Here is a 26623-nt window from a genome sequence, read left to right on the forward strand (position 1 = left end):
CAGCCCGTTTTTTTTGGAGCGCCCCGCAAGAATCCCGAATTTCGGGACAGTGCTTTCATGGAAGAGCTGTTTATCTCAAAACAAGCCGCGAATAGAGTCGCTACATGCCCACCCTGCTCCTTCACCCGAGGCTTGCGCCATGAATGACACTCTCCTGATCCAACAACCGGCCACTGCTGCGCAGCGGCTGATCCTGCTGTTCCATGGCGTCGGCGCCAATGCCCGCGATCTCTTGCCACTGGGACAGGCCATCGCGCAGGCCCACGCTGGCGCCATGGTGCTGAGCGTAGCTGCGGCCGAGCCATCGGATCTGGGGCGTGGCCGCCAGTGGTTTTCGGTACAGGGGATCAGTGAGGAAAACCGGCTGGCGCGGATTGCCGCCGCATTACCGGGCTTTGTTGCCACCGTCCGGCACTGGCAAGAGGTAGCGGGCCTCGCGGCTGAGCACACCAGCCTCGTCGGCTTCTCGCAAGGAGCCATCATGTCCCTCGCAGCCACGCAGCTGGCTGACCCACCTGCCGCGCAAATCCTCTCCATCGCCGGCCGCTTCGCCACGCCCCCGACCCTTGCCAGTGCCGTACGAGTACATCTGGTGCACGGCACGGCCGATCCAGTCATCCCCGCGCAGCAGAGCCAGGCTGCCGCCAGCGCCTTGCAGCAACTGGGCGTGACTCACAGCCTGGACCTGATCCCGGGGCTTGGCCACGGCATCGATGAACGCGCGCTGGCCTGCGTACTGCAACGCCTCGCCGAAGGGGCTGCGCCATGACCGAAGCCGGCCTGCGCCAGCACTACGCCCGCCTGAATACGGCCGAGCCGGCCGCAAACGGACTGAGCCTGCTGCACATTGGCGAGCAGGAGAGTCATCTCATCAACGGCGAATCCGGCTCGGAGCCCAATAGCTTTGTACTGGCCGCTGGCGCCCAGATCATCGGCCGTCGCCATTTCCAGCACATGCCGCCCAGCGCGCTGGCGCTGGAAGAAGCCATCGCCGTCGTGGAAGATCAGCTGGCGCCGCTGGCCAGGCAACTACGACCGGCAGCACGCCTGCATCTGCTGCTTGCCGCCGACGCTGCGCTGCAACCCCTGTTCGCGGGCCGTGAATGGCTGAGCCGTGAGGCCGTGGAGCAGCAGTTCCGCCTTCTTGCTGAGGTCGCGGAGGGCTTTCCACTCAGCGCCAGCGGGTTGCCCGATGACGCCAGCTTTGCAGCCAGCCTGCTGATCCTGCGCGAAGTGATGCACCACCTGGGCTTCGCCGAGCTGGTTCGCGTCAGGTAAAGAATCGTGGCGCGCCTATCCAAAGCAGCGGCTTTGGTGCACACTGCGCAGCCTGTGGCACGTGTTCCAGTCTCCCCGCCACAGTCTGTATGCAGCCTCTGCTGCCCTCAGAGCCAGTAAAGATCTACTGCGCGCTGCAATCTCGAAGTTCCGGTGCTCAACGTATTCACATACGTTTTCGCTGATCTCTTCAAGCTTGCGCCGCTCGCGACGATTTTTCTCCGGCTCTCAGGAATCCAACGAACCTGCTTCGTCCTCCTCGACTGGAGCCGCGCCCTGAAGGCAGCGGCTGGTCGACGCAGCTCTCTGATTGAGAGAACAATGTCCTTTGCATCCCTCGGGCTCAGTGAGCCCATCGTCCGCGCCGTGTCCGAGCGTGGCTACACTACCCCTACGCCCATTCAGGCCCAGGCCATTCCGGCCGTGCTGAACGGTGGCGACCTGCTCGCTGGCGCCCAGACCGGCACCGGCAAGACCGCCGGCTTCACCCTGCCGCTGCTGCAACGCCTGACCGAAACCCCGGCCCGCAAGAAGGGCGCCATCCGCGCCCTGGTGCTGACGCCGACCCGCGAACTGGCCGCACAGGTGGAAGAATCCGTGCGCCACTACGGCGTGCACCTGCCGCTGAAATCCATGATGATGTTCGGCGGCGTCTCCATCAACCCGCAGATCGGCCAGCTCAAGCGTGGCGTGGACATCCTGGTTGCCACCCCCGGCCGCCTGCTCGACCATGTGCAGCAGAAGACGATCGATCTCTCCGGCGTCGAAATCCTGGTGCTCGATGAAGCCGACCGCATGCTCGACATGGGCTTCATCCGCGACATCAAGAAGGTGCTGGCCCTGCTGCCGAAGCAACGCCAGAACCTGCTCTTCTCGGCGACTTTCTCGGACGAAATCAAGGCGCTCGCCGATGGCCTCTTGAACAAGCCGGCGATGATCGAAGTGGCGCGTCGCAATGCACCGATCGAGCTGGTGACCCAGCGCGCGATGTTCATCGACCAGAAAGCCAAGCGCCATCTGCTGGCTCACCTGATCAAGGAACACGCCTGGTTCCAGGTGCTCGTCTTCACCCGCACCAAGCACGGCGCGAATCGTCTGGCCGAGCAATTGACCAAGGGCGGCATTCCATCGCTGGCGATTCACGGCAACAAGAGCCAAAACGCCCGTACCCGTGCGCTGGCCGAGTTCAAATCCGGCGACCTGCAGGTGCTGGTGGCCACCGACATCGCCGCGCGCGGCATCGACATCTCGGAGTTGCCGCATGTGGTGAACTTCGAACTGCCCAACGTGCCGGAAGACTATGTGCATCGCATCGGCCGTACCGGCCGCGCCGGTTCGACCGGTGAAGCGCTGTCGCTGGTGTCGTCCGACGAAGGCAAGTTCCTCGCCGATATCGAGAAACTCACCAAGCGCAAGATCGAACGTATCGAAGTACCGGCTTTCGAGATGCCGGAAAACGCTGCCGCCGAAACCGACGACCGCCCGCCGCGCCAGCCGCAGGGCCGTGGTCGCCAGGGTCAGGGCCAGCGGCGTGAGGGCGGCCGCAACGAAGGGGGCCGCGAGGGCGCAGCCCGCAAGCCAGCTCAGCCGCGCGCACGAAGTGGTGAAGGCCGCAGCCCCCAAGGCAACGAGCGCCGCGCCGCACCGGCCAGGCCTGCCGAAGAAGGCCGCGCCGAGCGTCCGGCAGGCCAGGCGCGCCGCAACGGCCCCGCCGGCGAAGGTGCCGGCCGTGCGCATCAATCACCGCGCCAGGGGCAACACGCCCGCCCGCCGCGCCGCGGCGAGCCCAATGGCAACAAACCGGCCGGTGTGCGTCGTGAAGTCAATGGCAACGTGCCCGAGGCTCCGAGCCGTGATGCAGACGGCAATCGCGCCGGCCGCGACACCCACCTCTCGCCGGACCCGAGCAAGGGGATCAAGGGCGTGTTTGCGCGTGGCCTGAAAGCTCTGCGCAATCTCGGCTGATCCGTCAGCAAAGCATCCAAAGGGTCGCTCAGGCGGCCCTTTTTTTGTGCGTGCGAGCGGGCAGCGCCTGCTGCGGCTTCAGGAGTAACATGGCGCTCTTTTGCTCAGGAACCCTGCCATGACGACTCCCAGCTTCACCCAGGTCACGCTGTACACCGATACCGACGGCCGCGCCCGCTTTCGCGAAGAGGAAATCGCGCTGACTGAAGGCAACCCCAACGCCCGCCTGTCGCAGATCCTCAATGCCAGCGGCGTGCAGTTCCGTCAGAGCCCGGTCGGTTTCCGCAGCGCCATGCACTGCACCGGCACGCCGCAATGGCTGTTCATTCTCAGCGGCGCGATGGAAGTGGGTCTGGTCGATGGCAGCTCGCGCGTGTTCGTCGCCGGTGAGCACTTCTACTCGGCCGACACCCTGCCGGAAGGCGCGACCTTCGATCCTGCCATTCACGGCCACTGGAGCCGCCAGATCGGCAATCAGCCGCTGGTAACGGTGTTCGTGAAGTCCTGAAGACGCTTGTGACCCCTGTACAGCCCCCAATCATTAGGCGGCTGCACAGGATGCCCGCCGGACTCAACTCCGGCGCAGCGGCAGGCTGACAATGAACTCCGCTCCGCCACCATCAACGCGGTTACGCGCCACAATAAGCCCCTGGTGGGCACTGATGATCTCGCGGCAGATCGCCAGACCAAGACCGGTTCCGCCAGCGCCGCTGCGCGTCTTGCTGCTCTGGACGAACTTGTCGAACACCGCATCGAGTTCGTTCTCCGGAATACCTGGGCCGCGATCGGCCACCCGCACCTCAATGGCAGGCACCCGGCTACCGTCCTTGGCTTCGAGCTGACCCGGCTGGAGCTCCAGTTCGATCTGGCTGCCCGGCACCGAGAACTTGATCGCGTTGGAGAGCAAATTGCGCAGCACCTGGCTGAAGAGCTTGCTGTCGACCGCCGCAAACGCGGCGCCCGGATGTTCGAACAGCAGGCTCTGACCACGCCCGGCCGCCATGGCTTCGTATTCACCGAGCACATCGCGCACCAGCCCGGCCAGGTCCTGCTCATGCAATTGGATCTCCATGCGCCCGGATTCGAGCTTGGCCAGATCCAGCAGATCATTGAGCAGACCCATCAAGCGCTCGCCGCTGACCACGATGCGCTCGAAGTAACCAAGCAGGCGCTCGGGCTCCACCGTCAGGGCGCGCTCCACGCCGATCCGGGCGAAACTCAGGACGCCGTGCATCGGTGTGCGCAGCTCGTGCGACATATTGGTGAGGAACAGGGACTTCGCCGCATTGGCGCGCTCGGCGGTCTCCTTCGCCATGAACAGACGTGCCTCGGCCAGGCGCCAGGGCGTGACATCGAAATTGGCGCCGACGATCACCGGCCGGCCTTCGTCATCCAGACAACTGCCCTTGGCGATCACGCGATAGCGCGGCTGACCCGTGCTCGGGTGCTGGCGATATTCTTCCTTGAGCACTTTGCGGCCCTGCAGCACCTCGGCATCTTCGGCGAACACCAGACGCGACATCTCCGGGCTCACCGAGGAGACCTGCCCCACCAGCTTCTCACGCGCCAGGCCACGATCCTTGGCAAAGGCCTCATTAACCATGATGTAGTGGCTGCTGGCGTCCTTCACATACACCGGCTGCGGAATCACATCGATGAGGCGCTGCACGTATTCCTGAATCCGCTGGCGGCGATCCGTTTCGCGCCCGAGTGCTTCCGAGAGCTGCCGCTCCGCGAGACGCCAGGGCGTGACGTCAAACACCGACACCACGATCACCGGCTTACCGGAAGCATCCTCGCAACAAGCCTTGGAAATGACCCGGTAGCGCTCTTCGCCAGTAAGCGGATGGGGCTTGTACTCCTCCTTCACGATCAGCTCACGACTGCCCAGCACAAACGCATCTTCTTCACGCGTCTGGGCGATGCCGATCTCGGCACTGACCTCGGGCGTGACCGAGCTGACGCCACGCAACTCATCCTTGCTCACGCCACGATCCTGCGCAAAGGCGTTGTTGACGAGCAGGAAACGACTCTCCGCATCCTTCACGTAGACCGGATAGGGGATCACATCGATCAGGCGCTGGATGTAGTGCTGGGTGCGCTCGTGATTGAGCTGCTCGCGCTCGAGGGCCTCGGTCAGCTCGCGCTCGGCCTCGTACCAGCGCGTCACGTTGAAATTGGCCACCACGATCACCGGATTGCCGTCGGCATCCAGGCAGCTGCCCTTGGACACGAGGCGATGGCGCTCCTCGCCGGTGAGCGGGCTGGGGCCGTGTTCTTCCTTGAAGACGACCTTGCCGGCCAACACCTCCTGATCCTCGGTGGTCACCGTGTGAGTCAGTGCCGCATGACTCTCCTCGATCCAGGCAAAGGAACGCAGGCCGATGATGTCCTCACGCGGCACGCCCATCTCGCGAACCTGGGCTTCGTTGACCATCATGAAGCGGCTCTGGGCATCCTTCACATACACCGGCTGCGGAATCAGGTCGATGAGGCGCTGGATGAAGGCCTGGGTGCGTTCGCGGCGCTCGGTTTCGCGTTGCAGCGCAGCGCGCAATTCGCGCTCGGCATTGCGCAGCGAGGTGATGTCGATATGCGTGCCGACCAGCACGGTACGGCCATAAGGATCCACGCAAGGGCCTTTGGCAAACAAGCGATCGCGCATCTCGCCCGAACTGCGGTGCAGGGTGCGCTCTTCCTTGCTGACGATCAGGCCATCATGGATCACCGCCCGGTCTTCACTATTGACCTTGAGCGCCACCGGCGACTGCGGATGCTCTTTTGAGAAGGAGGTGCGGCCGATCAGCTCGGCCACGCTGCAGCCGTAGTAATCGGCCATCGACTGGTTGGCGAGCAGGAAACGGCTTTCCTCGTCCTTCACGAACACCGGATGCGGAATCACGTCGATCAGGCGCTGAATGTACTGCTGGGTTCGCTCGCGCAGCTCCACCTCGCGCTGCAAGGCCTGCTGCAATTCACGCTCCGCTTGGTACCAGCGCGTCACATTGAAGCTCGCCACCACGATCACCGGATTGCCATCGGCATCCTCGCAGCTGCCCTTGGTCACGATGCGATGCCGCTCCTCGCCGGTCAGCAGCCAGGGGCGATGATCCTCCTTGCGGATCGAGGCGCCGGCCAGCACGGCCAGATCCTCGCTGCGCACGGCCTCGCCAATGGAGGGGTCTTCTTCGCCCACCCGCGAGATCGAATCGATGCCCGGGATGTCTTCCTTGGGCAGCTGGAAATCGCGCGCAAAAGCGTCGTTAACCATCAGGTAACGGCTTTGCGCATCCTTCACATACACCGGCTCCGGAATCACATCGATCAGGCGCTGGATGAAAGCCTGGGTGCGCTCGCGCAGCCGGCGCTCGCGCTCGGCCGCCTGCCCGGCAGCACGCTCGGCCTGACGCCAGTGAGTGATATCGAAATTCGCGCCGACGATCACCGGCTGCCCTTCGGCATCCAGGCAGGAGCCCTTGGTGATGAGGCGGAAGCGCTCCTCTCCGGTGTACATGTGCGGCAGGCATTCCTCCTTGAGGATCACCTCGCCGGCCAGCACGCGCAGATCCTCGTCGGCAATCGAGCTGGAGAGCTGGCGATCGGTGGCCAGACCATAGGAGCTCTGCCCCATCAGCTCTTCCCGCGAGCGCCGGCGCTCAGTGCAGAAAGCGTCATTGACCAGCAGATAGCGGCTCTGTGCATCCTTCACATACACCGGCTGCGGAATCACGTTGATCAGGCGCTGCACATAGGCCTGGGTGCGCTCACGTCGCAAGGTCTCGCGCTCCAGCGCGGCCTGCAGGGCGGTCTCGGCGGCGCGCCAGCGCGTCACGTCAAAATAGGTGCCCACCACCACCGGGCGCCCGCTGGCGTCCACACACGCACCTTTGGAAAGCACCAGATGGCGGTGCTCGCCCGCCCAGGCATGGCAGCTGTCGATTTCCTTATAAATCACCCGCCCAGCGAAGACTTCGGCATCCTCATGCAGGATCTCGCTGGCCTGCTCAATCGGCGTGCCGATTTCCGCGGGCGTATGTCCAAGAATCTGCTCGCGCGGCCGCCCCAGGGCCTTGGCGCAGGCTTCGTTGAGCAGTACGTAGCGGCCCTCACCATCGCGCACAAAGACCGGCTGCGGAATCACGTCGATCAGGCTCTGCACATAGGTGCGAGCCCGCATGGTGGCTTCGAGCTGCTCGCGGCTGGCCTCGGCAAGCTGACTACAATCCTCACAGCTCAACAGCACTTCACGCAATCCACCGCGACTCAGCAGACGCGCGCGTAGCGATACCAGCACCGGTTCGGCATCTTTCCGCTCAAGCCAGGCCTGCTCCGTGTGCACGGTTTCGCCGGACAAGGCACGCGCCTGCTGGCGCGCCTGAACCAGACACCATTCTCGCGGCAGCACCGCGTCCGGACGCACATCCAGCAGGCGTTCGCGAGCCACGCCGCTGAGTAGTGCGAAGGCCTCGCTACAGGCGCGGATCCGCCCGTCCTCACGCAGCACCACATAGGGCAGATGGCCCAGATCGAGCGCCGCCCGGGCATAACCCAGTTCGCGGCGCAGCTCTACGAGTTTCCAGCCGAGAAATACCAGCCCCGCCAGCAAGCTGGCTGCGAGCGCCTCCATTCCCTCCATGCCCCACTCCATGCCCTGCCCGCTTTCTTGTCTTGAGCGATTCGCGTCCGCAGCTTAACGCCTCGGTCCGGGTTTGTGACAACCTGCAGGCATCTGCCGTCACTGAACCCCCGTCAGCGGAAAAGAAAAAGGCCGCCCTCGGGCGGCCTCTGCGGCAGGGATGCTTACTTCTTGCTGCTGTCCTTGGCGGCCGGTTTGGCCGGTTTGGCTGCGGCTTTGGGCGCTTCCGCCTTGGTGATTTCAAGCAGTTCGACTTCGAAGTTCAGGGTCGCGGAAGGCGGGATCGGGCCGCCAGGGGTGCCTTGATCACCATAAGCAATGCCCGGCGGGCAGACCAGACGGGCCTTGCCGCCCACCTTCATCTTGGCCACACCTTCAGTCCAGCACTTGATCACGCCGTTGAGCGGGAACTGGGCCGGCTGGTTGCGGGCGTAGGAGCTGTCGAACTCCTTGCCGTCAGTCAGCGTGCCACGGTAGTTCACCTTCACGATGTCAGCCGCTGCCGGGCTGGCGCCCGTGCCTTCCTTGAGCGGAATGTAGATCAGGCCGGAAGCACTCTTCACGGCGCCCGCTTCCTTGGCGGCCTTGTCCGCAAATTCCTTGCCGGCTGCATTGGCCTTCTCGGCCTTGACGGCGGCACGCGCCTGCGCCAGTTGCTGGATCTTGGGGCCATACACTTCCATCTCGACCGCCGGCTTGGCGCCGCTGGCCGCATCCGTCAGACCCTTCTTGATGAACTCAAGCTCGGCCGGCGTCGCGCTGAAAGAGTTGGACACCTGCTGGCCCAGCACCGTACCCAGCGCATACATCGTCTTCTGGTCATCGGTCATGTCAGCCGCATGCAGCGGCAGGGCCAGGCTCAAAGCAGCAACGAGAACAAGTTTCTTCATTACGGTTCCTTGTGGATGAGGCCGGTCAAGCCGGCACGAGGGGCAAGCATACGGAATTGCAGCGAAAGCTCCAGCGCTTGCAGACCGGCGCAGCAGCCTGCAGTTCCCCCGGAGCCGTCTTCGATCAATCGTTGATGCCCTGGCTGGCGACCTAAGCGCGAGTTGGGCACCCATGGACAGAGCCTAAATGCTTTGCAGCCAAAGCGTGACCGGGCAGTTTGCTGAATGTCCACAGACATTGCAATTTTTCGTCCATTTTAGGTGCTTGTGTCCACAGCTTCGCGTGGCGGGTGCGAAATCTGGTAAATCACAGAAGCCTGTGTCCAACTTGCTTGCCGAGTTGGCTATATCTGCGTTCTAAGCTAAGTCTTATGAGCGGCGGCTACGACCCGACACAAACATTCGACCTGATGCGCTGTCAGCGACAAGAAACTGAGTACAGCGATCATTCACGACTTAACAAAAATGACTCCTGTTTAACCCTTTGTCCCGTTCGATAGACAACAAAAAATTGACTGCTCTAAGTTGCAAATCAGCTTCCTGAAGCGACAGCAAAATCGTACCGTTTTCATTCACATACTATTCTTAAATTATTCAGAAGGTTTTTCTACCAAGGGGTTAGCCCAACCTTCTTTCTCGCACAACGCTTTAAGTTCCTCTGGCGACTCCGCTCCTTGTCGATGGATTTCCTGATGTGGCTTTGGATTAACAACAATAACGTTCTTGAGATCTCTAGCCTTACGAGGCTTGTCTGCTCGTCTTTCGACGTGATGCGCGTGCGCATCAGCCTGAAGCGGCTGACCTGTCAGCTGACAAGAATCAATTCCTTCTGCTTTAATTTTTTTTGCTTTTAACCGAGGCTGCTCTTCTCGATTCTTCGACTCTTCCAAAACACGCATTTTTTCAAGCAGAGGCGCGTCGCGCAACGCAACAACACAAGCCTCTGAATCTCGAAGCCTTTCACGCTCAATCGCATCGCGAGGCTCCTGAATCCGCGTTGACAGCTCTTTTTGCAAAGCAGGAACAGATATAAATTTTCTCGTTCCATCCTCCAACTTATCTTCATTATTTAGATTGTTATAGACTCTATTTACGCCTTTTTTATCCGTCGCCAACAAGTGTGGCACAGTATCTTTGTCAACAAAAGCCTCTCCACCAGGAGTGTAAACTGAAGTTTGTTGAATTAAATCTCTTGTTTTTTCGCCGCACTCTTGATCTACACCATAGATGACCGCTGGAAACTCTATGGGCACCATAGATGTTGAACAGATTGCCGGGAGGTTTTTGTCGTCTTCAGACATAACTTAATTCTCGATCATGACTTCATATATTTTTTTTGCAACAATAAATGCAGTTTCATCACCACCTTTATCCGGATGAACTTGGTTTGCTATCTTACGAAACCACCTCTTCGCTGCACTTTTGTCTTCATAAAGCCTGTCTGTAATCCCTAGAGCGATATTTCTTTGCTTCCCCTCAAGTCTTGTTAAGTAGTAAATATATTCATGCCGTTTAGAAACGAAAGGCCCTTTTATATATGGAAGCCAATTGCGACGAAGCTTCAATACAACACTAAAAAGATCATCGTAACTAGAAACATTCACTCTCAAAGGATCTATATCTTTTTCCAAAATATCAACTAAAGTTGATAGATCTCCGAGTTCGCGCAATTCATCTACAGACTTTACTTTTCCTATGTTTTTCATTTACGGAAAATCCTTTCCTGTTGCGACCAGAGTTGTTTTATAAATTTCAAATCCATGGGTCTATATGCGTGCAAGCACTCGCGACTAAGCCTTTTACCACTCTCAGTGCGAGTACTGCTTCAATACGGTAAGCATATCGTCACCTGAGTGGCGTGACGTAGATCACAATATTCGCGTTTTCTCAGACTAAACATATCGCAAAGCAAAAACTTTGACCATCTCATTGCCCAATTATGACCTCATCAAGTCTTGGCGAGCGGAAACAACGATTGCAAGCATGGGAAATGGCGATGAGAATTTACAACACCTCAGTTGCCCCGCATCGGTAAATTCAAAACTGTGGCGGAAGGCTGAAGTTGATCTAACCGAGCACTCATGTCAGCGACTTGTTCGGTGAGCTCGACAATTCTCAGATTGGCATCGGCCAATAAACTCGCAGCACTATCCCGCTGCCGCTTGAGATCTGCAATCAACTCTCGTTTATCACGGTTCTTGCGCCTATCCTTTAGTGACCTCTGCCGGGCTGAGTCAGCCGGAGGTCGTTGATTCGCCTCTATCCACTCCTGGATCTCTAGCACAAGAAGCGGAAATCTTGCCTTACGCAAGGCGCTCGGATCACACCCCGCCTCCTTTGCTACGTTGTTTTGGCTGACTGAAGTTCCTTTTGGAAGAACTCGCGGAACGCCAAACTTCAGACGCTCGAAGGCCATACGAAACCGCTGCTCAGCGGAATCCGTTCCCTGACTATCCTTGGTTGATATAGGCAAAATAGTTCTCCAATCCACGTCTTTCTTGTTCGAGCGCGCGATATCGGGGGGAGTCGACTGGTGTATCAGCCAAGAGGGCCTTGACGCCCTTCAAACGAGCCTGATTCGAAGACGCGCGTGTTCGATCAAACAGCACATGGGCACAAGGCGATGTATCAGAGTTTCCAGCACAGTCGCCAACACTCTCAACACAATCGCCACTGTCACATCGGCCGCTATTCATACACGCGCCAAGAGGCGTCCGGCGAAAGCTGATTTTCCCTTTACGAGCCGCTTTCTCATACCGTTGCGCAGTCCCTTCTTCGATCAGGTTGACTGATTCAGTAATGCCCGCAGCTGAAACAATTCGAAGCTTATGCTCATCGCCATGAGGACTTAGATACCTACTCGAATGTAACGAAGCCAGCTCCCGCCCCATAACCTCGTACTGAGCAGCTACCAATATCAGCCGAGTCTCTTCGTTCAGGCGAAGACTGAAGTTCCCACGTCCGTAATACAAAGGCATGGCGCGCGTAAGATGTTTCAACTGAAATTGAATCGATGCGTCGCTAACCATTCCAGATGCGAACATGTTTACAGCGCCTGTACGCCTCAATTGGTGCCAGGCCAATGGCCAAGGGGAGCCAACTTTGTATCTATCAGGATCAAGCGTTGGGGTGACAGCGCGAGCCAGTTTAAGATCATCTTCCGTCACGATCATATGCTTGGGGTCGAAGAGCTTCCGACACAGGCGCTGAATCTCTCCATAAGGTCTGACATGAGGTCGAACACTCCTGACTTTATGGCTCCTACGCCTTCCAACCCCACCGACCCATGGCTCGCTACTCCAGTCCATCAAATATGGGCATCCTTCGGCAGAAGCCCCCGGGAAAGAGGCCCTGAGGGCTGCGATAGACTTCATTGCCAAAATCGCGATTTCAACACCTGGGCTTACAACCCACAGAGCATCTGAGTCCTGATCCGTTTTTGTTGTCTCCCCTTTAATCATCAAAACACGCCCAACCGTGTCACACTCTTCCCAGACAAGTGCGTCTGTTCGAATAGAAGCCCCTTCGGAAACTCGCATCAAAGAAAAATTAATCAAGTATGCCAATCCCGCATACTGGACAAGATTCAAGTAAGCAGAAAACGACTGAATGGTACTTGTGCTGGAGTATCCAGAAACCCAGTTTTTTAGTAATCCATCGAGCCCATACCTTTCAGCCGTCAATGGGAAAGGGCCGTAGAAAACAATTTTTGAGTATTTGCCTGTCCGATCTGGATGACTCTGAAATGGTGCTTGATGCCTGGAAACGCCCCCATCTCGTCCCATGTTGTTCCGATATGCGTCGGAACAAAACCTGAAGCACTCTTCGATCTTTTTTTGATGCAGCAAATACTCATCAAGGCATGACTTCAAACGCGTCACTTGATACGACCAAATCCGTGGCGGGATGTAAGGGGTCTGATCTTGAAAATGCCTCGGGTTACAAGACTCCAGTCGCCTTATACCGCTTCGGTCAACAACGACAAACCCAAGAAAGTCTCTGGCATCAATAAGTCTATCCAGCTCAGCTACAAGTTGCGTGTATTTACTTTTTGATATCAACGCAATCGCAGCATCAAAAACACGCGGATGCCTCATCAAGTCTCTAGCCAGAATTCCTTCTCGGCTACAGAGTTCGAATATCTTCCTGACGGGCTTGAAAAAATTTTCAACCGCAGAGCCCAAGTTTACAGCACCACGCGGCCCCCATATCCTCCATGAAAACACAAGACGCAAATCATCTGCGTTCAAAGGATCAATCGACGGTGACTTTCTATTAATTTTTACACCATCGCCGAAGTTCAGCAGTTTCCTTTTCCCGCCCCATGGAGACAAATCCCACACTGGATCACCCCAGCGCGACACTTCATTGCCATTCTCGTCTTCGATACAAATCCAGTCTTTTGGCGGTGGCCAACTTGGGGGGCGGTAGCTTCGTGATTCAGGAGTTGCTGGCAGACCAGGAATTGCCAATCCAAAGTGATCTAGGCTTAAAGTCATTTCAGACCTCACAAGTGCTTTCTATGAGGTATCTCCAATGGGGATGAAATTCGCCCTCATCTATCCGCTCCAACGCCTCTCGAACCCAGTATTTTCGCAGCTCATTGGATTCTTTGAACCATTTCAACTTTGAACTCAATGCCTTGATAGCCAGATCGACATGAACCGCAGGATCGACCTTGTTTTTCTGAATAGGCGCATACCCTTGAAGAACAATCATTTTCAGGCATCTCATGCTTGCAACAGACCAAACATAATCCTGGCTATCAATGTCGCGATGATGCGCACAAAACAAACACCCTGTTGGAGTTTTGCAATCCGGAACAGGCGTCATTCCCGGGATATTTGACACCAATTCCGGTACGCCATCACACATTCCCGGGGCTACACTTTCCTTTCCGCTTACGCCAATTGAAGGATCGTAAAGGGGCCAGAATTGAACGATCTCGGCCATAGCGACTTGAAGACTAGGCTCTTCGTACACTCGAAACAGGATTTCTTTCGTGTGCTGGGATTGCTCCGCCGCAAGCTCTGGGTCTCTAGATTTCTTCAAAAGCCAATTAACCCTGACTTTGCGAAGAACTGATGGCGGCACAAATTTAATTCCAGACCGTAGGCAGATATCATTCCTGAATCTTGTGAAATACGGCGCATTCATATCTGATCGGCCATTTATTTTTACGAACGGAAACAGCTCAGAGCAGCCAGAAAAGAACTCTGCCCTCCAGCCTAAATATCTTTCGAAGTGCTTTTTATATTCAGAATATATTTCAAATAAAACCTCACCCGATTTTCTGTTTTTATACTCCCTAACCTCATAACCATCTATGGAGCTTTTATAGCTGTACTGTGTAATTTTCAGCCTGTAGGCCTGCGCCAAATTCATGCCAGTTTGTGAGATGAACAGCAATAGCTCAGCTTCAAGGCGAAGATTCGCTAGTGGAAACCTTCTGCTCATGCTCGTGTTATTTTCTCGCTGCTCCCTTGCCGCCCGTACTTGGCTTTCCGCATATTTTGAATATTTATTTTCAGATTTATACGCCACGAGACTTTCTCTATCTTTCATCCCTGACCACTCAACAAGCTCTTGCCCTGAGCGCAGTTTGATTCGTACAGGCAAGGGGCCAAGCAACGCGTCTGCTGACAACCCATTAATCACGTCGATCAAAAGGCCACTAAACTCCAGAGCCGAAGATAAAGAACTTTTGTCAGCCTCTCTCCCACCAACAGCCCGCCGTGGTTTCTTTGGGCGTCGCACTCTAGTTGTCTCCAAAAGCGATGTTTTACGTTCGAAGACCCTATTCAGAACGCTCGCCACTGTACTAGCTAGCGTATGCATCGTTTCTCCAGAAACACTCTTGATCTTATAGAGATGAATTAAGTAGTCACACCAATGCCGGTATGTCGACTCAACGGTCTGATAGCTTATCGGACGATTTATCGGGTCTTGATCCGCCCATGTCCAGAATGTCCGTAAGTTACGGACAGCAGCGCGCGCCGTATGTGGGGATCCGCCGGACACCAATGCGGAAATCAATACTGCATGGATGTCATTCACGAGGCCTAAACGTTCCTCAATCACATCGCCAAACAATCCTGAATTAATTTTTTCGGCAACCACCCGGGCATTCTCCCCTGTCGCACCCCTATATAGGAATATGCGCAAATCCCATGGAGTTTGATGCCGCCCATACTCAACCATGGGAAAGGTCAGGTCCGGGATATCAGTATTTTTCATTTCTTGGACTCACGCTTTTGGAGACCCCAAAAAAGGCCAGCGTAAATGCGTTGGCCACCTCAATTTTCGCCTTTGTGTGCTCAATAAATGTGATGTATCGAAATGTTGTGGACTCATGTCGATGATGCATCGCTCTTCTGACGAACTCGATTGCGGCCTTAACGTTTCCAACCCCAATGGAGATGGACATTAACCATGTTCCATATGTCGCCCGAGTCTGGTGAAAATGGAATCTCTGTAAAAATTTCAACCCTGCGCAGATACCGTGGCGACGAATATCTACCATTTCTCTATTCACTGCCGCCGGCTTGAACGGGTTTCCAAAGCGCGTCAAGAAAAGGCATGCCTTATTTGATTTGTCTGCTTTTATTACCCGGTCGAGATGTCTTGTAGAGGTCGCATAGGCTTTCATCAGGCGCATTAATTCATCTGGTATCAGCAAGTCCCCTGACACATCAAACTTCGTAGAAATGCCCGTCCCAGGACCGACGGGCACAACCCACATGCCAGGAACAGCAGGATCTCTCATGGCATTTTCAAGCGCAGGGACTTTAAGTGAGGTGATTGTTCCTAAGCGAGCCCCTGTAAAGAAGCCGATCAACAGCATCAAATGCAACTCTTCACTGGCATGCTCCTTGGTGTAGCGAAGCAGATCCTGCATATGCTCTGCTGTAATCGGCAAAAGGCCGTCTTCGAGCCTGACTCCCGGCCTCGCTCGATTCGGTATCGAGATGTCTGTAGTTATCCTCTGCAGCGTCCGTTCAAACCCGACGCTATCGAAATAACGCATAACAGCCACTCTGTTTTGCCACTTCGGGGCGTCATGGCTGATGAAGTTATGCCCAGCACAAAAGCGATAGAACCTGATAACAGCCCTCATCCGGGCGGAAGTAGTAGCTGGACTGAGGCCTCCGCGATCCCTTTCGTCGATTAGGGCGCCCCTATAGCGCACAAGAACACGCTCGGCCTTATTTTTCGGAAAATGCCTCCAATCAACACTCTCTGAATCTAGCCATTTAGCGTATTTGTGCAGATGTTCCAACAAGTTCTGTATGGTTTCCGCCTTCATTCCCCGACTGCGGCTCATTTCTAGAGCCCATAGATTTGCTTCGCTCCATGGCGTTGCGTCCTTCCAAAATATCTGGGGCAAACGTTCAACAGCCCGAACCACCGCGTCGAGCTCCCATTGCACTGATCGCCCAGCGACGACCGGGCGGTGTGGTTGATAGTGGATGTATTCCAGACGGGCCATGGAATCTAGGAAAGTTTTTAAAGCGCTATTCGCGTACGATCCGCTTTTAAATTTTCATTCCAGCGGATGGACATATGACCATTTCTCTCTTTTCCACCACTCAACAGATGCTTTATTGCTCGGGTCAACTTGTTTGTAGCCAGCAAAGCCTCTAACTATCCATTCAACAAACATCGGTCGTGCCACACCAACGACATCCACCATTTCTAAAGTTGGCTGATTTTTTCTTAACAAAACATCAGCCCATTCCGCTGCAGTAATTTTTCCGTGTGACTGCTGTTCTAGATATTCATAAAGCTGATCGCCGGTATCACTTGCCCATTCCCTAATAGCCCAACTCAAGCGATCCGCAGCAGTTTCATTTTCGTTCTTTATTGGGACGGGTGCTGCAAACGGAAAACCTTCTGCTTCCGGGATCTTCTCCCCTGCCATCAACCAGATTTCATCTTCCCTGTAGGCTCTGCACCAAAACTCAAGCATTTCTTGAGTGGCGGACTGTTTTTTGTAATAAAAATTTTTCCATTTATCCGCACTAATCCCGCTCGCTACTTCAAGCAAGCGAAACCTCCCCCTGCAGTTAAATCTGTCATGTGCGAGTTTGCGGAGTCGTTCATTGATCTCGGATTTCTTTGTCATACAAGATTGTCGGTATCAGCACCCCAAGGCCAGGACAGTGTATTTATAGCATTAAATTTACACCAAACAAGCCCGCCGGTTTCAGCCAGCCTTCGTTGCTGTGCTTGCATGGGCAATGGAATGCGTGCCGCCTTATCGCTCAAGCAAGGGGTAACAGAAGGCGTCTCTAGCGCTAGCAAGGCAAGATCTCATCACATCGGGCTCAATGCCGACAAGCTCAGCAACGAAACAAAAAGTACAACGAAGATAATTGTTGACTGCCTTGGATTTTTGCCTCACACTTCAGTCCAACGAGTCACGATGTTGATTGGAGGTCGGTCATGCATGCGGCAACAAACACGAATTTCCAGCCGATTCGCCGTCGGAAGCTGGACCTCGACTTGAGCCAACACGCTCAGGTGCGCAAGCAGCAGCGCGCGATCTCTCAGGATGCAATCGAACTCATCGTGTTCTTCGGTGAACGTTCGCATGACGGGCGGGGAGGCATCCGCTGCGTGATGACTGCGAAGGTGATTGCTCGACTGGCCAGCCAGCTGGGCGCCTCGGCGCGTGTGGAAAAACTGAAAGGGTGCTACGTCGTGCTGAGTGCAGAAGACGAGTGCAGCGTAATCACCGTGGGGCATCTCTATGTCTGAGAACATCAATAGTCGTACTGCCGGTGGGCTTTCCCGTGCATCAGCGTCAGCCGCTTTTTCCGGACTTGTCGATGAGTTCTGGAAAGCAGCTCCTCGGTCTCGTAATGACGCAGCCCTTTGTGCACTGGGCTGGGTAGCCGTCACTCGAATGCTGGTTCGGGGCGAACTCACCGGAGAACTCCAAGACCTCTTGCAAGCGAGGTGCTGGGAAGAGGCGAAGCAGCTTGGCTTGCCTGAGGATATTCATGGCCTGCTTTGGCCTGCAGAAGATGCAGGGGGGGCTTCTGAGCGGACGCGCTTGCGTGCCTTGGGGCTCGTTTCTGAATCGTTTGCGGAATCAGGTCTTGGCGAGCTGGATCTCCATGATGTGATCGGCGAATACGCCGACACATTGGGTTTGGGGTACGACGCTGGTTTGTGCGACACCCTGATCGAAACGCTGGAGGCGCCGGCGGGCAGCAAGGTTTGGATCCCCTTCGATCCCAGCGGACAACTTGCTGTCAGAGCCCTGCGCCGTGGTTTGCGGGTAGTTGTCTCTGGCCCTGCACGAAATCATTGGTCCCAGTCTGTTGTTCGCTTGTTGGCGCTGATCGAGGGGAAGTACGGCCTGCTTGATCTCAACGAAGACGACATGGCAGCACATGGCTTGCCGCCACTCCGATCTGTTGATTATCTGCTTGCTTGTCCGCCTATCGGGGTGAAGCTCATGCAGGGGGCCGGTTGGAGAAAGTGGGAAGGTGTCGAACTGGGGCTACCGGGAAGCGACTCGATATATCGGCCGATGCTGGATCGGCATACCGTCCAGTTGGATCGCAGCGAATCCTGGGCTGTTGCCGCATTTTGGCCGTATGTCGAAAAGCGTGCCGTTTTCCTGACAAGCCCGAACGTGCTCTTCGCCAAGGGGCAGGAGCAGCGGCTGCGTGAGTTTCTGATCCTCGGTTCAAGTCAGCCGGCAGCTGTCATTTCGCTTCCTCCGCGCCTCATCAATGGAAGTGGCGTTGTCACTGCGATTACGGTTTTGGATCGCCGCCAGAAATCATTTGGCGTGCGTATGGTTGATGCGGCGGCTGCAACGATCGAAACCAAGTCCACGATGAAGTTTTCGCGTGCTCTTGATTCGCGGCGAGTGACAGAATTGCTTACAAGCCCAGGCGAAGTGCCGGATGTGTCGCGGACGATCGGTCTGGATGAAATCATCGCCAATGACTTTGGCCTGATGCCTGCACGATACATCAGCCCGCCAAGCTTGGATGCAGAGTATCGAGTTCCGCTTGGCGAACTGGTCGAAACCGTTGTCAGAGCACCTGTTGCATCGAAGGAAGCGTCCGCAGTCGAGGTGCAGGAGGTAGGCATCGCAGACCTTGATCAATGGGGTGGCTTATTCGGCCCATTCCTGCGGACGACCAATATTCAGGCCAGAAAGCTTGAGGAATGCCGCTTGCGTCGGAATGACATATTGGTATCCGTCAAGGGTACGCTCGGTAAAGTCGGTATGTTCTTGGATGATGGTGTTCGGGATTCCGAAAAAGCAGAGTTGCATTCCGTCTGCGCACAAAGCGTTGTGGCGCTGCGCGTCAGGACCGATCGGGTAAGCGTGGTGTCGCTTTATCTGTATCTGCGATCTGACGATTTCAAGAACCAACTGACCGCGTTCAGGACCGGCGTGGCTCAAGCTCACGTAACGCCTAGCTCGCTATTGCGAGACGTGAAGATTCCCTTGCGCAGTCTGCCTGAGCAACAGGCTGCGGAAAGCCTCTATTACGAGTTATGCCAGCTTGAAGAACAGGTAAAGCGTGCGCAGAGCCGCATGGAAGAAATCCGCCTCGGCTTGTGAGCCGCCGCGCAAATAAATAGCAACAGAACATAACTGGATCAGTGACATGCCACTAACCCTGCCACAACTGGAACGCCACCTCTTCAAAGCCGCCGACATCCTGCGCGGCAAGATGGATGCCTCCGAATTCAAGGAATACATCTTCGGGATGCTGTTCCTCAAGCGCTGCTCCGACGTGTTCGAGCAGCGTCGTGCCGAGGTCATCAAACTCGAAATCGAAGCAGGCAAAACACCTGAGGAAGCCGAAGCCTCCGCCGAGAACAAGCGCTGGTACAAGAAAGACGGCTACTTCTGGGTGCCGGAAAAGTCGCGCTACAGCTATCTGCTCGACAACTCGCGTCAGGTCAACGTGGGCGACCTGCTGAGCAAGGCGCTCGCCGGGATTGAAGGCGAGAACGTCAGCCTCTACGACGTGCTGGAGCACATCGACTTCACCCGCAAGATCGGCCAGAGCAAGATTCCCGATCTCAAGCTGCAGCAGCTCATCACGCATTTCAGCAAGTACAGCCTGCGCAATGAAGACTTTGAGTTCCCTGATCTGCTGGGGGCCGCCTACGAATACCTGATTGGCGAATTCGCAGACTCAGCAGGCAAGAAAGGCGGCGAGTTCTACACGCCGCGCTCGGTGGTGCGGATGATGGTGCGCTTGCTCAAGCCCGAGCTCCAGCACGATATCTACGACCCTTGCTGCGGCTCTGGCGGCATGCTGATCGCCGCCAAGGAATACATCGACGAGCACGGCGAAGACGGGCGCAAGGCGAGCCTGTTTGGCCAGGAATTCAACGGCACGGTGTGGTCCATCGCCAAGATGAACATGCTGCTGCATGGCATCAGCAATGCCAACCTGCAGAACGAAGACACCTTGGCTGACCCGCAGCATGTGGAAGACGGCGAGCTGATGCACTTCGACCGCGTGCTCACCAATCCACCGTTTTCCATCAACTGGGGCAATACGGAAAAAGACGCCGATGGCAACCCGGCCTGGAAACCCAAGTTTGAAACCGAGCGCTTCACCTACGGCCAGGTGCCGCTGGGCGCCAAGAAGGCCGACCTGATGTTCCTGCAACACATGCTGGCCGTCACGCGAGACGGCGGCATGGTGGCCACTGTTCTGCCTCACGGGGTGTTGTTCCGGGGCGGTGAGGAAAAATCCATCCGCGCTGGCATCATTGAAGACGACCTGCTCGAAGCCGTCATCGGCGTGGCACCCAATCTGTTCTACGGCACCGGCATTCCCGCCTGCATTCTGGTTCTGCGCCAGCGGGTGCAGAATGGTGCCAATCGCGTCAGCGGTAAGCCTGCCGAGCGCCAGGGCAAGGTTCTGTTCATCAATGCCGACCGCGAGTTCTTCGAGGGCCGCGCGCAGAACTACCTGCTGCCTGAGCACATCGAAAAAATCGTCACCACCTTCGACGAATTCCGCGCCATTGATGGTTTCTCGGCCATCGTGGACAACACCACGCTCAAGGCTAACGATTACAACCTCAACATCCGCCGCTACGCCGATAACGCGCCACCGCCCGAGCCGCACGACGTGCGCGCCCATCTGGTCGGTGGCATCCCCAAGGCCGAGGTGGCTGATAAGGCCCAACTCTTCAGCGCCCACGGTTTGAACCCGCTGGACTTGCTGGTTGAACGCGACGCCAAGTATTTCGACTTCGCACCCGCACTGGCCACACGGCAATCACTCAAGCCTGCCATCGAAGGCAATGTCGGGCTCGTCGCCAAGGAGGCCGCCATCCGCGCTGCTTTCGAGCAGTGGTGGCAAGAGCATAGCGTGCGCATCACGGCGCTCTCCGGGCAGCTGGAAAATGCAGCCAGCCTGGTGGCGTTGCGTGCTGATCTTCTGGCCAGCTTCAGCCAGAGTCTGGAGGCCATCGGCCTGCTCGACCCCTTCCAGGTGCGAGGCATCGTGGCGGGCTTCTGGTACCAGACCAAGTACGAATTCCTCACCTTGCAGGCACGCGGCGCCAAGGGCGTGGCGGATGCCTGGCGCACCAGCATCGTCACCGCGCTGGAAGACAAGGCCAGCAAGGAAAGTCCGCTGGAGCACAAGCTGGTCAAGTTCCTCATGAGCGACTTCGTCGAAGCCATCACCGAGCTGGAGGCCAAAAAGACTGAGCTGGACAGCCAGATCAAGGCCGCCAGCCCCAAGGATGCAGAAGTGGAAGATGGCGAAGCCGCCGAGGCAGCGGAGGACGATGCGGACGAAGAAAACGCCGTGGACGAAGCCCAGCTCAAGGCCTGGAAAAAGGAACTCACCGCCGTCAAGAAGCAACTCAAGGCCAAAAACGACAGCTTCAAACAGCACATTGATGAGGCCGTGGATGGCCTGACGCCGGAGGCCGCCGCTGAATTGCTGCTTACCATCCTGCATAACGACATGCAGGCTATCGTCGAGCGCTACATGACCGCCAAGCGCAAAGATATCGTCGCTGCATTCGAGAACTGGTGGGACAAGTACCGTGTAACTCTGACCGAGATAGAGGGCAGGCGTGGCGACGCAGCTGCGGCACTACAGGGCTTTTTGAAGGGGCTCAAGTATGTCTAAGCCAGTGGATATCCTGCCCCGTCATCAATATGGCGCTTTCCTGGAGCAATTGCCTGACGACTGGGAGCAGAAGGAGATCAAACAAATCGGAGCCGTTGTTGGCGGGGGGACACCGTCACGCGATGTGCCGTCCTTCTGGCGGGGATCAATCCCATGGGTCACGCCCGGCGAAGTCAGTGGCGAAGCTGCCAAGCTGCTCCACGACACGGCCGACCACATCAGCGCGTCGGGCCTGGCTGGCAGTGGCGCGAACCTGCTGCCTGCCGGATCACTACTAGTGACAACACGTGCCACGCTGGGCGCCCGCGTCATCAATGCGGTGCCCATGGCGACAAACCAGGGTTTCAAGTCCGTTGTATTCAAAAGCCCCGAGGAAGCCAGCTACTACTTCCACCTCTTTGAAAAGGTAAAGCCCGAACTAGTACGTCGAGCATCGGGAACTACCTTCCTAGAAATATCTGGTGCTGAGTTTGGCTCCATCAAAGTGCCCAGCCCATCGCCGAACGAGAAACTGACGATCTCGCAGATTCTCGACACCCTCGACACCGCCATTCACGAAACTGAGGCGATCATCGCCAAGCTCAAGGCCGTCAAACAGGGCCTGCTGCATGACCTGCTGACGCGCGGCATCGATACCAACGGTGATCTGCGCCCGCCCCAGGTCGAGGCACCGCATCTCTACAAGGAGTCGCCGCTAGGGTGGATTCCGAAGGAGTGGGATGCCCATGTATTCGGCGATACCATCGAGCACATCATCGACTTTCGTGGACGCACGCCGAAAAAGCTCGGGATGGATTGGGGTGGCGGCGACATCCTTGCTCTGTCGGCCAACAACGTGCAGCCCGGCGGGATTGACATCAGTCGCGAGGCCTACTTTGGTGGGGAGCGTCTGTATCGCAAGTGGATGACCAGTGGTGATGTGCGTAAGGGTGACGTCCTTCTGACCATGGAAGCTCCGCTTGGCAACGTAGCGCAGATTCCCGATGACGCTAGGTACATCCTGAGTCAACGCGTCATCGCTCTTCGATTCAAACCAGACAAGATTCTCAATGAATTCGCGTTCTGGCAAATGCAAAGCACAGAGTTCCGGCGAGCGATGGTCAAACGGTCAACCGGTAGTACAGCTACGGGAATTCAGCGAGCCGAATTGGTCAAGCTGCACTTTAAGTCGCCACCCGTTGATGAGCAGTCGCTGATCGCACAAAGACTGTTCTCGGTTGAGCATAAGCTGGCCAGTGAATTGGCCGCTCTGAACAAGCAGAAACAGGAAAAATCCGGCCTCATGGACGACCTCCTCACCGGTCGCGTCCGCGTCACGCCACTGCTGGCCGAAGCTGCACAACAACCAGGGAGCGCCTGATGGGCTGGGAACTCGAAGAGGTAGAAAAACCATTTGTAGCCCAGTTGCAGGGGCTGGGATGGACACATGTCGCGGGCAGCCTTGACGACCCGGCAGTCACCGGCAGAACCAGTTTTGCCGAAGTGATCCAGGAGGGGCTGCTGCGCGAACAATTGCGCGCGCTGAACCTGGGGCCTGATGTGGCGCCCTGGCTGGATGAGGCGCGGCTTTCGGAAGCCGTTGCCGCGATCACAAGGCTGGGCACGCACAAGTTGATGGAGGCGAACGAGAAGGCCACAGCTTTGCTGATCCGTGGCCTGACGGTGGAAGGCCTGCCCGGCTGGGATGGCGGGCGCGGCCAGACGATTCGCTTCATCGACTGGGACACCCCGGCCAACAACCGCTTCACGGTCGTCAACCAGTTCCGCGTGGATTGCCCACCCGGCTTCAACAGCGCCAAGCACTTCATCGTGCCCGATCTGGTGCTGCTGGTGAATGGCATTCCGCTGGTGGTGGTGGAGTGCAAGAGCCCGTCCATCCCCGAGCCACTGGCTGATGCGGTGGACCAACTGCGGCGCTACAGCAACCAGCGCAAGGCAGCACTCGAGGTAGATGACAACGAGGGCAACGAGCCTCTGTTCGCGACCAATCAGCTGCTGGTGGCCACCAGCTTTGACGAGGCGCGCGTTGGCTGCGTGGGCGCAGCTTTCGAGCACTACGCCCAGTGGAAGACGGTGGTCGGCCCCGATGGCTCAGGAAGCGAGATCGAGGTGGCGCAGGCGCTCGGCAAGGCCGCACTCTCCGAACAGGAGCGGCTGATCGCTGGGATGCTCGCTCCCGCGCATCTGCTGGATGTGCTGCAGAACTTCATGCTGTTCATGCAGGCGGGCGGGCAGACCATCAAGACGGTGTGCCGCTATCAGCAGTATCGCGCCGTGAACCGCGCCATCGTTCGGCTCAAGGCCGGCAAGACACGCTTGCAGCACGGCGAGAGTGATCAGCGTGGCGGCATCATCTGGCACACCCAGGGCTCTGGCAAGTCGCTCACCATGGTGTTTCTGGTGCGCAAGATGCGCGCAGACGCGCAGCTCCGGCGCTTCAAGGTGATCGTCGTTACCGACCGCAAGGACCTGCAGGGCCAGTTGTCCGTAACGGCCACGCTGACTGGCGAGATAGTTGAAGTTGCTGAGAGCACGATCGGCGTGAAGGCGCTGGCGCGGCGCAAAGGACCGGGACTGATCTTTGCCACGATCCAGAAATACCGGGATTCAGACAGCACCGATGATGCTCCGCTGACGGCCGACGACCTGCCCAAGGTGGAAGAACCCAAGGCCGTGTATGGCAAAGGCGACAAAGCCGACGAGAAATTTGAAGTGCTGAACGAGGATGACAGCATCCTCGTGCTGGTAGACGAAGCGCACCGCACTCAGGCGGGCGACCTGCATGCGAACCTGATGGCCGGGCTGCCGAATTGCGCGCGCATTGGCTTCACCGGCACGCCGATCATCATGGGCGAGAAGAAACGCACCCATGAGATCTTCGGCGAATTCATCGATCGCTACACCATCAAGGAGGCCGAGGCCGACGGTGCGACCGTGCCCGTGCTCTACGAAGGGCGTACCGCCAACGGCGCAGTCAAGGATGGCGCCAGCCTGGACGAGTTGTTTGAAGATCTGTTCCGTCAGCACACGAAGGAAGAGCTGGAGGCGATCAAGAAGAAGTACGCCACCAAGGGCCATATCTTCGATGCCCCGGCGCTGATTGCCGACAAGGCGCGCGACATCCTTCGCCACTATGTCACCAACATCCTGCCCAACGGCTACAAGGCGCAGGTAGTGGCCTACAGCCGCTTGGCGGCGATTCGCTACTTCGAGGCCTTGAAGCAGGCCCGCGATGAACTGTTGGCCGAGGCGAATGCGCTTTCTGCCGAAGACAAGGCGCTGGATGACGAAGCTCTGTGTCAGCGCCCGCCGAAGGTGCAAGCCGTTGTGCAGGCCTGGCGCTATCGCGACACGCTGGCCAACATCGAATTTGCTCCCATCATTTCGGGCAGCAACAACGATGATCCGGCCTGGAAGCAATGGACCGATGGCGCGGTGCACGAGCAGCTGATCAAGCGTTTCAAGAAGCCACTGTTCCATGCCAAGCCTGAGAAGACCGATCCGCTGGCCTTTCTGGTGGTGAAGTCGATGCTGCTGACCGGGTTTGATGCCCCCATCGAAGGCGTGATGTACCTGGACCGCCCGATCCGCGAGGCAGAACTGCTGCAGGCGATTGCGCGCGTCAACCGTACCGGCTTCGGCAAGCGCTGCGGCATCGTGGTGGACTATTACGGCGTGGCGCAGCACCTGAAAGAGGCGCTGGCTGCCTACGCCGATGAGGATGTGGAAGGTGCGCTGGCCAGCCTGAAGGACGAAGTACCGGTGCTGCGCGACCGGCATCTGCGCGTAGTGGATCTGTTCCGCCAGCGCGGCATCGAGTCGCTGGAGGATACCGAGGCTTGCGTCGAAGCATTGCGCGACGAGAAGCTGCGCGCCGAGTTCGCCGTCAAGCTGAAAGCCTTCCTCTCTTCACTGGACACCGTTCTGCCACGCCCCGAGGGGCTGCCGTACACGGGCGATTCCAAGCGGCTCGCCTACATCTATGCCCGTGCGCGCAACCGCTACAAAGACACGCCCGTACTGGGCAAGGATGTCGGCGCCAAAGTGCGCAAGCTGATCGATGATCATGTGATTTCGCTGGGCATCGATCCCAAAGTTCCGCCAGTTCAACTGACGGATGCCGCTTTTGAAAAGCACCTGGAGACGACAACCAAAGAAGCCGGCGTAGTCGCCAGTCGTGCAGTGGCTTCCGAAATGGAACACGCGATCCGTTCGCACATCCGCAAGCACACCGAGGAAGATCCGGTGCTGTACCGCAAACTCTCCGAGCGTTTGAACGACATCCTGAAGAGCTTGGGCGAACAGTGGAATGAGGTGATCGCACAGCTGCAGAAGATCATCGATGAGCTGCGCTCCGGCAAGGCTGGCAGTGCTGATGCACCGAGCGACTTGCCCGAGCATTGCGCGCCGTTTCTGCGCACAGTCTTGGACGTAGTGTGTGCAGGCCAGGCACCGACCCCAGACGATTTGCTGCGCCTGAAGGATCTGACAGTAGAGCTGGTGGAGCTGCTGGTGCAGGAGCTGAAAGACAATCGTGGCATCTGGAGCCCCAGCAAGCGCGCGGCACAGGAAAACTTGAACACGCAATTGTTTGAGCATCTGATGCGGCTGCGCCCCCCACTAGTTGATACCGAAAAGGCAGGGGTGCTGGCCGACAAGCTGATGGAACAAGCACGCGCCAACCACGACAAGCTGGTGCAGGTTTGAGG

Annotated in this window: 18 protein-coding genes; 9 read left to right on the plus strand and 9 right to left on the minus strand. The window is 57.3% G+C overall.

The features are described from left to right. Window positions 1–139 precede the first annotated feature (139 nt). The 4 genes from ypfH (at window position 140) to C0V76_RS09015 (ending at window position 3751) form a co-directional block, all read left to right on the plus strand. Window positions 140–769: an esterase gene (gene ypfH / locus C0V76_RS09000; protein WP_101942054.1), complete on the plus strand. Its 630-nt coding sequence runs from the start codon at window positions 140–142 to the stop codon at window positions 767–769. Continuing rightward, window positions 766–1278: a hypothetical protein gene (locus tag C0V76_RS09005; RefSeq protein WP_101942055.1), complete on the plus strand. Its 513-nt coding sequence runs from the start codon at window positions 766–768 to the stop codon at window positions 1276–1278. The genes ypfH and C0V76_RS09005 overlap by 4 nt, the downstream gene beginning before the upstream one ends. A 321-nt stretch (window positions 1279–1599) precedes the next feature. After that, window positions 1600–3243, plus strand: a complete 1644-nt coding sequence (locus C0V76_RS09010; protein WP_101942056.1) for a DEAD/DEAH box helicase — start codon at window positions 1600–1602, stop codon at window positions 3241–3243. A gap of 118 nt (window positions 3244–3361) precedes the next feature. Then, a complete protein-coding gene (locus tag C0V76_RS09015) occupies window positions 3362–3751 on the plus strand; it encodes a hypothetical protein (RefSeq protein ID WP_101942057.1) in 390 nt (129 codons plus the stop codon). Between the two features lie 63 nt (window positions 3752–3814). Here C0V76_RS09015 and C0V76_RS09020 read toward each other — a convergent pair whose 3' ends face one another. From C0V76_RS09020 to C0V76_RS09050, 9 genes are all read right to left on the minus strand, one after another. Beyond that, on the minus strand, window positions 3815–7879 hold the full coding sequence (locus C0V76_RS09020) for a PAS domain-containing protein (protein ID WP_158239191.1): 4065 nt from the start codon (window positions 7877–7879) through the stop codon (window positions 3815–3817). 164 nt (window positions 7880–8043) lie between these two features. Beyond that, on the minus strand, window positions 8044–8769 hold the full coding sequence (locus tag C0V76_RS09025; protein ID WP_101942059.1) for an FKBP-type peptidyl-prolyl cis-trans isomerase: 726 nt from the start codon (window positions 8767–8769) through the stop codon (window positions 8044–8046). 590 nt (window positions 8770–9359) lie between these two features. Further along, window positions 9360–10070: a hypothetical protein gene (locus C0V76_RS19575; RefSeq protein WP_143707382.1), complete on the minus strand. Its 711-nt coding sequence runs from the start codon at window positions 10068–10070 to the stop codon at window positions 9360–9362. Between the two features lie 3 nt (window positions 10071–10073). Then, window positions 10074–10475, minus strand: a complete 402-nt coding sequence (locus C0V76_RS19580; protein WP_143707383.1) for a hypothetical protein — start codon at window positions 10473–10475, stop codon at window positions 10074–10076. 308 nt (window positions 10476–10783) lie between these two features. Then, on the minus strand, window positions 10784–11185 hold the full coding sequence (locus C0V76_RS09035; RefSeq protein WP_101942061.1) for a hypothetical protein: 402 nt from the start codon (window positions 11183–11185) through the stop codon (window positions 10784–10786). Between the two features lie 34 nt (window positions 11186–11219). Then, the gene (locus C0V76_RS19585) at window positions 11220–13268 is read right to left on the minus strand and encodes a hypothetical protein (protein WP_143707384.1); all 2049 of its coding nucleotides are present in this window, start codon (window positions 13266–13268) and stop codon (window positions 11220–11222) included. Between the two features lies 1 nt (window position 13269). Further along, window positions 13270–15006, minus strand: a complete 1737-nt coding sequence (locus tag C0V76_RS19590) for a site-specific integrase (protein ID WP_143707385.1) — start codon at window positions 15004–15006, stop codon at window positions 13270–13272. Beyond that, a complete protein-coding gene (locus C0V76_RS09045) occupies window positions 14993–16258 on the minus strand; it encodes a site-specific integrase (RefSeq protein WP_101942063.1) in 1266 nt (421 codons plus the stop codon). Before C0V76_RS09045 ends, C0V76_RS19590 begins: the two co-directional genes overlap by 14 nt. A gap of 54 nt (window positions 16259–16312) precedes the next feature. Further along, entirely contained in the window at window positions 16313–16894 is a 582-nt protein-coding gene (locus C0V76_RS09050; protein ID WP_101942064.1) for a hypothetical protein, read from the minus strand. Window positions 16895–17274: 380 nt separating this feature from the next. Between C0V76_RS09050 and C0V76_RS09055 the strand changes: the two genes are divergently transcribed. The 5 genes from C0V76_RS09055 to C0V76_RS09075 are packed head-to-tail and all read left to right on the plus strand — an operon-like array spanning window position 17275 to window position 26621. Then, window positions 17275–17529: a hypothetical protein gene (locus C0V76_RS09055; RefSeq protein ID WP_143707386.1), complete on the plus strand. Its 255-nt coding sequence runs from the start codon at window positions 17275–17277 to the stop codon at window positions 17527–17529. Next, window positions 17522–19363 carry an N-6 DNA methylase gene (locus tag C0V76_RS09060; RefSeq protein WP_101942066.1) on the plus strand — a complete coding sequence of 614 codons (1842 nt, stop codon included), beginning with the start codon at window positions 17522–17524 and terminating at the stop codon, window positions 19361–19363. Before C0V76_RS09055 ends, C0V76_RS09060 begins: the two co-directional genes overlap by 8 nt. A 46-nt stretch (window positions 19364–19409) precedes the next feature. Further along, window positions 19410–21914 (plus strand): class I SAM-dependent DNA methyltransferase, encoded by a 2505-nt coding sequence (locus C0V76_RS09065; protein WP_101942067.1) that lies wholly within the window; start codon window positions 19410–19412, stop codon window positions 21912–21914. Beyond that, on the plus strand, window positions 21907–23274 hold the full coding sequence (locus C0V76_RS09070) for a restriction endonuclease subunit S (protein WP_101942068.1): 1368 nt from the start codon (window positions 21907–21909) through the stop codon (window positions 23272–23274). The genes C0V76_RS09065 and C0V76_RS09070 overlap by 8 nt, the downstream gene beginning before the upstream one ends. Then, complete coding sequence (locus tag C0V76_RS09075; RefSeq protein WP_101942069.1) at window positions 23274–26621, plus strand: type I restriction endonuclease subunit R; 3348 nt, start codon at window positions 23274–23276, stop codon at window positions 26619–26621. Before C0V76_RS09070 ends, C0V76_RS09075 begins: the two co-directional genes overlap by 1 nt. Window positions 26622–26623 lie beyond the last annotated feature (2 nt).

Source organism: Uliginosibacterium sp. TH139, from assembly GCF_002855595.1.
GTDB lineage: Bacteria > Pseudomonadota > Gammaproteobacteria > Burkholderiales > Rhodocyclaceae > Uliginosibacterium > Uliginosibacterium aquaticum.

Bases quoted from the DNA above. Each gene is read 5' to 3' on its own strand.
- ypfH (WP_101942054.1), top strand. From the start codon at position 140: ATGAATGACACTCTCCTGATCCAACAACCGGCCACTGCTGCGCAGCGG.
- C0V76_RS09005 (WP_101942055.1), top strand. From the start codon at position 766: ATGACCGAAGCCGGCCTGCGCCAGCACTACGCCCGCCTGAATACGGCC.
- C0V76_RS09010 (WP_101942056.1), top strand. From the start codon at position 1,600: ATGTCCTTTGCATCCCTCGGGCTCAGTGAGCCCATCGTCCGCGCCGTG.
- C0V76_RS09015 (WP_101942057.1), top strand. From the start codon at position 3,362: ATGACGACTCCCAGCTTCACCCAGGTCACGCTGTACACCGATACCGAC.
- C0V76_RS09020 (WP_158239191.1), bottom strand. From the start codon at position 7,879: ATGGAGGGAATGGAGGCGCTCGCAGCCAGCTTGCTGGCGGGGCTGGTA.
- C0V76_RS09025 (WP_101942059.1), bottom strand. From the start codon at position 8,769: ATGAAGAAACTTGTTCTCGTTGCTGCTTTGAGCCTGGCCCTGCCGCTG.
- C0V76_RS19575 (WP_143707382.1), bottom strand. From the start codon at position 10,070: ATGTCTGAAGACGACAAAAACCTCCCGGCAATCTGTTCAACATCTATG.
- C0V76_RS19580 (WP_143707383.1), bottom strand. From the start codon at position 10,475: ATGAAAAACATAGGAAAAGTAAAGTCTGTAGATGAATTGCGCGAACTC.
- C0V76_RS09035 (WP_101942061.1), bottom strand. From the start codon at position 11,185: ATGGCCTTCGAGCGTCTGAAGTTTGGCGTTCCGCGAGTTCTTCCAAAA.
- C0V76_RS19585 (WP_143707384.1), bottom strand. From the start codon at position 13,268: ATGACTTTAAGCCTAGATCACTTTGGATTGGCAATTCCTGGTCTGCCA.
- C0V76_RS19590 (WP_143707385.1), bottom strand. From the start codon at position 15,006: ATGAAAAATACTGATATCCCGGACCTGACCTTTCCCATGGTTGAGTAT.
- C0V76_RS09045 (WP_101942063.1), bottom strand. From the start codon at position 16,258: ATGGCCCGTCTGGAATACATCCACTATCAACCACACCGCCCGGTCGTC.
- C0V76_RS09050 (WP_101942064.1), bottom strand. From the start codon at position 16,894: ATGACAAAGAAATCCGAGATCAATGAACGACTCCGCAAACTCGCACAT.
- C0V76_RS09060 (WP_101942066.1), top strand. From the start codon at position 17,522: ATGTCTGAGAACATCAATAGTCGTACTGCCGGTGGGCTTTCCCGTGCA.
- C0V76_RS09065 (WP_101942067.1), top strand. From the start codon at position 19,410: ATGCCACTAACCCTGCCACAACTGGAACGCCACCTCTTCAAAGCCGCC.
- C0V76_RS09070 (WP_101942068.1), top strand. From the start codon at position 21,907: ATGTCTAAGCCAGTGGATATCCTGCCCCGTCATCAATATGGCGCTTTC.
- C0V76_RS09075 (WP_101942069.1), top strand. From the start codon at position 23,274: ATGGGCTGGGAACTCGAAGAGGTAGAAAAACCATTTGTAGCCCAGTTG.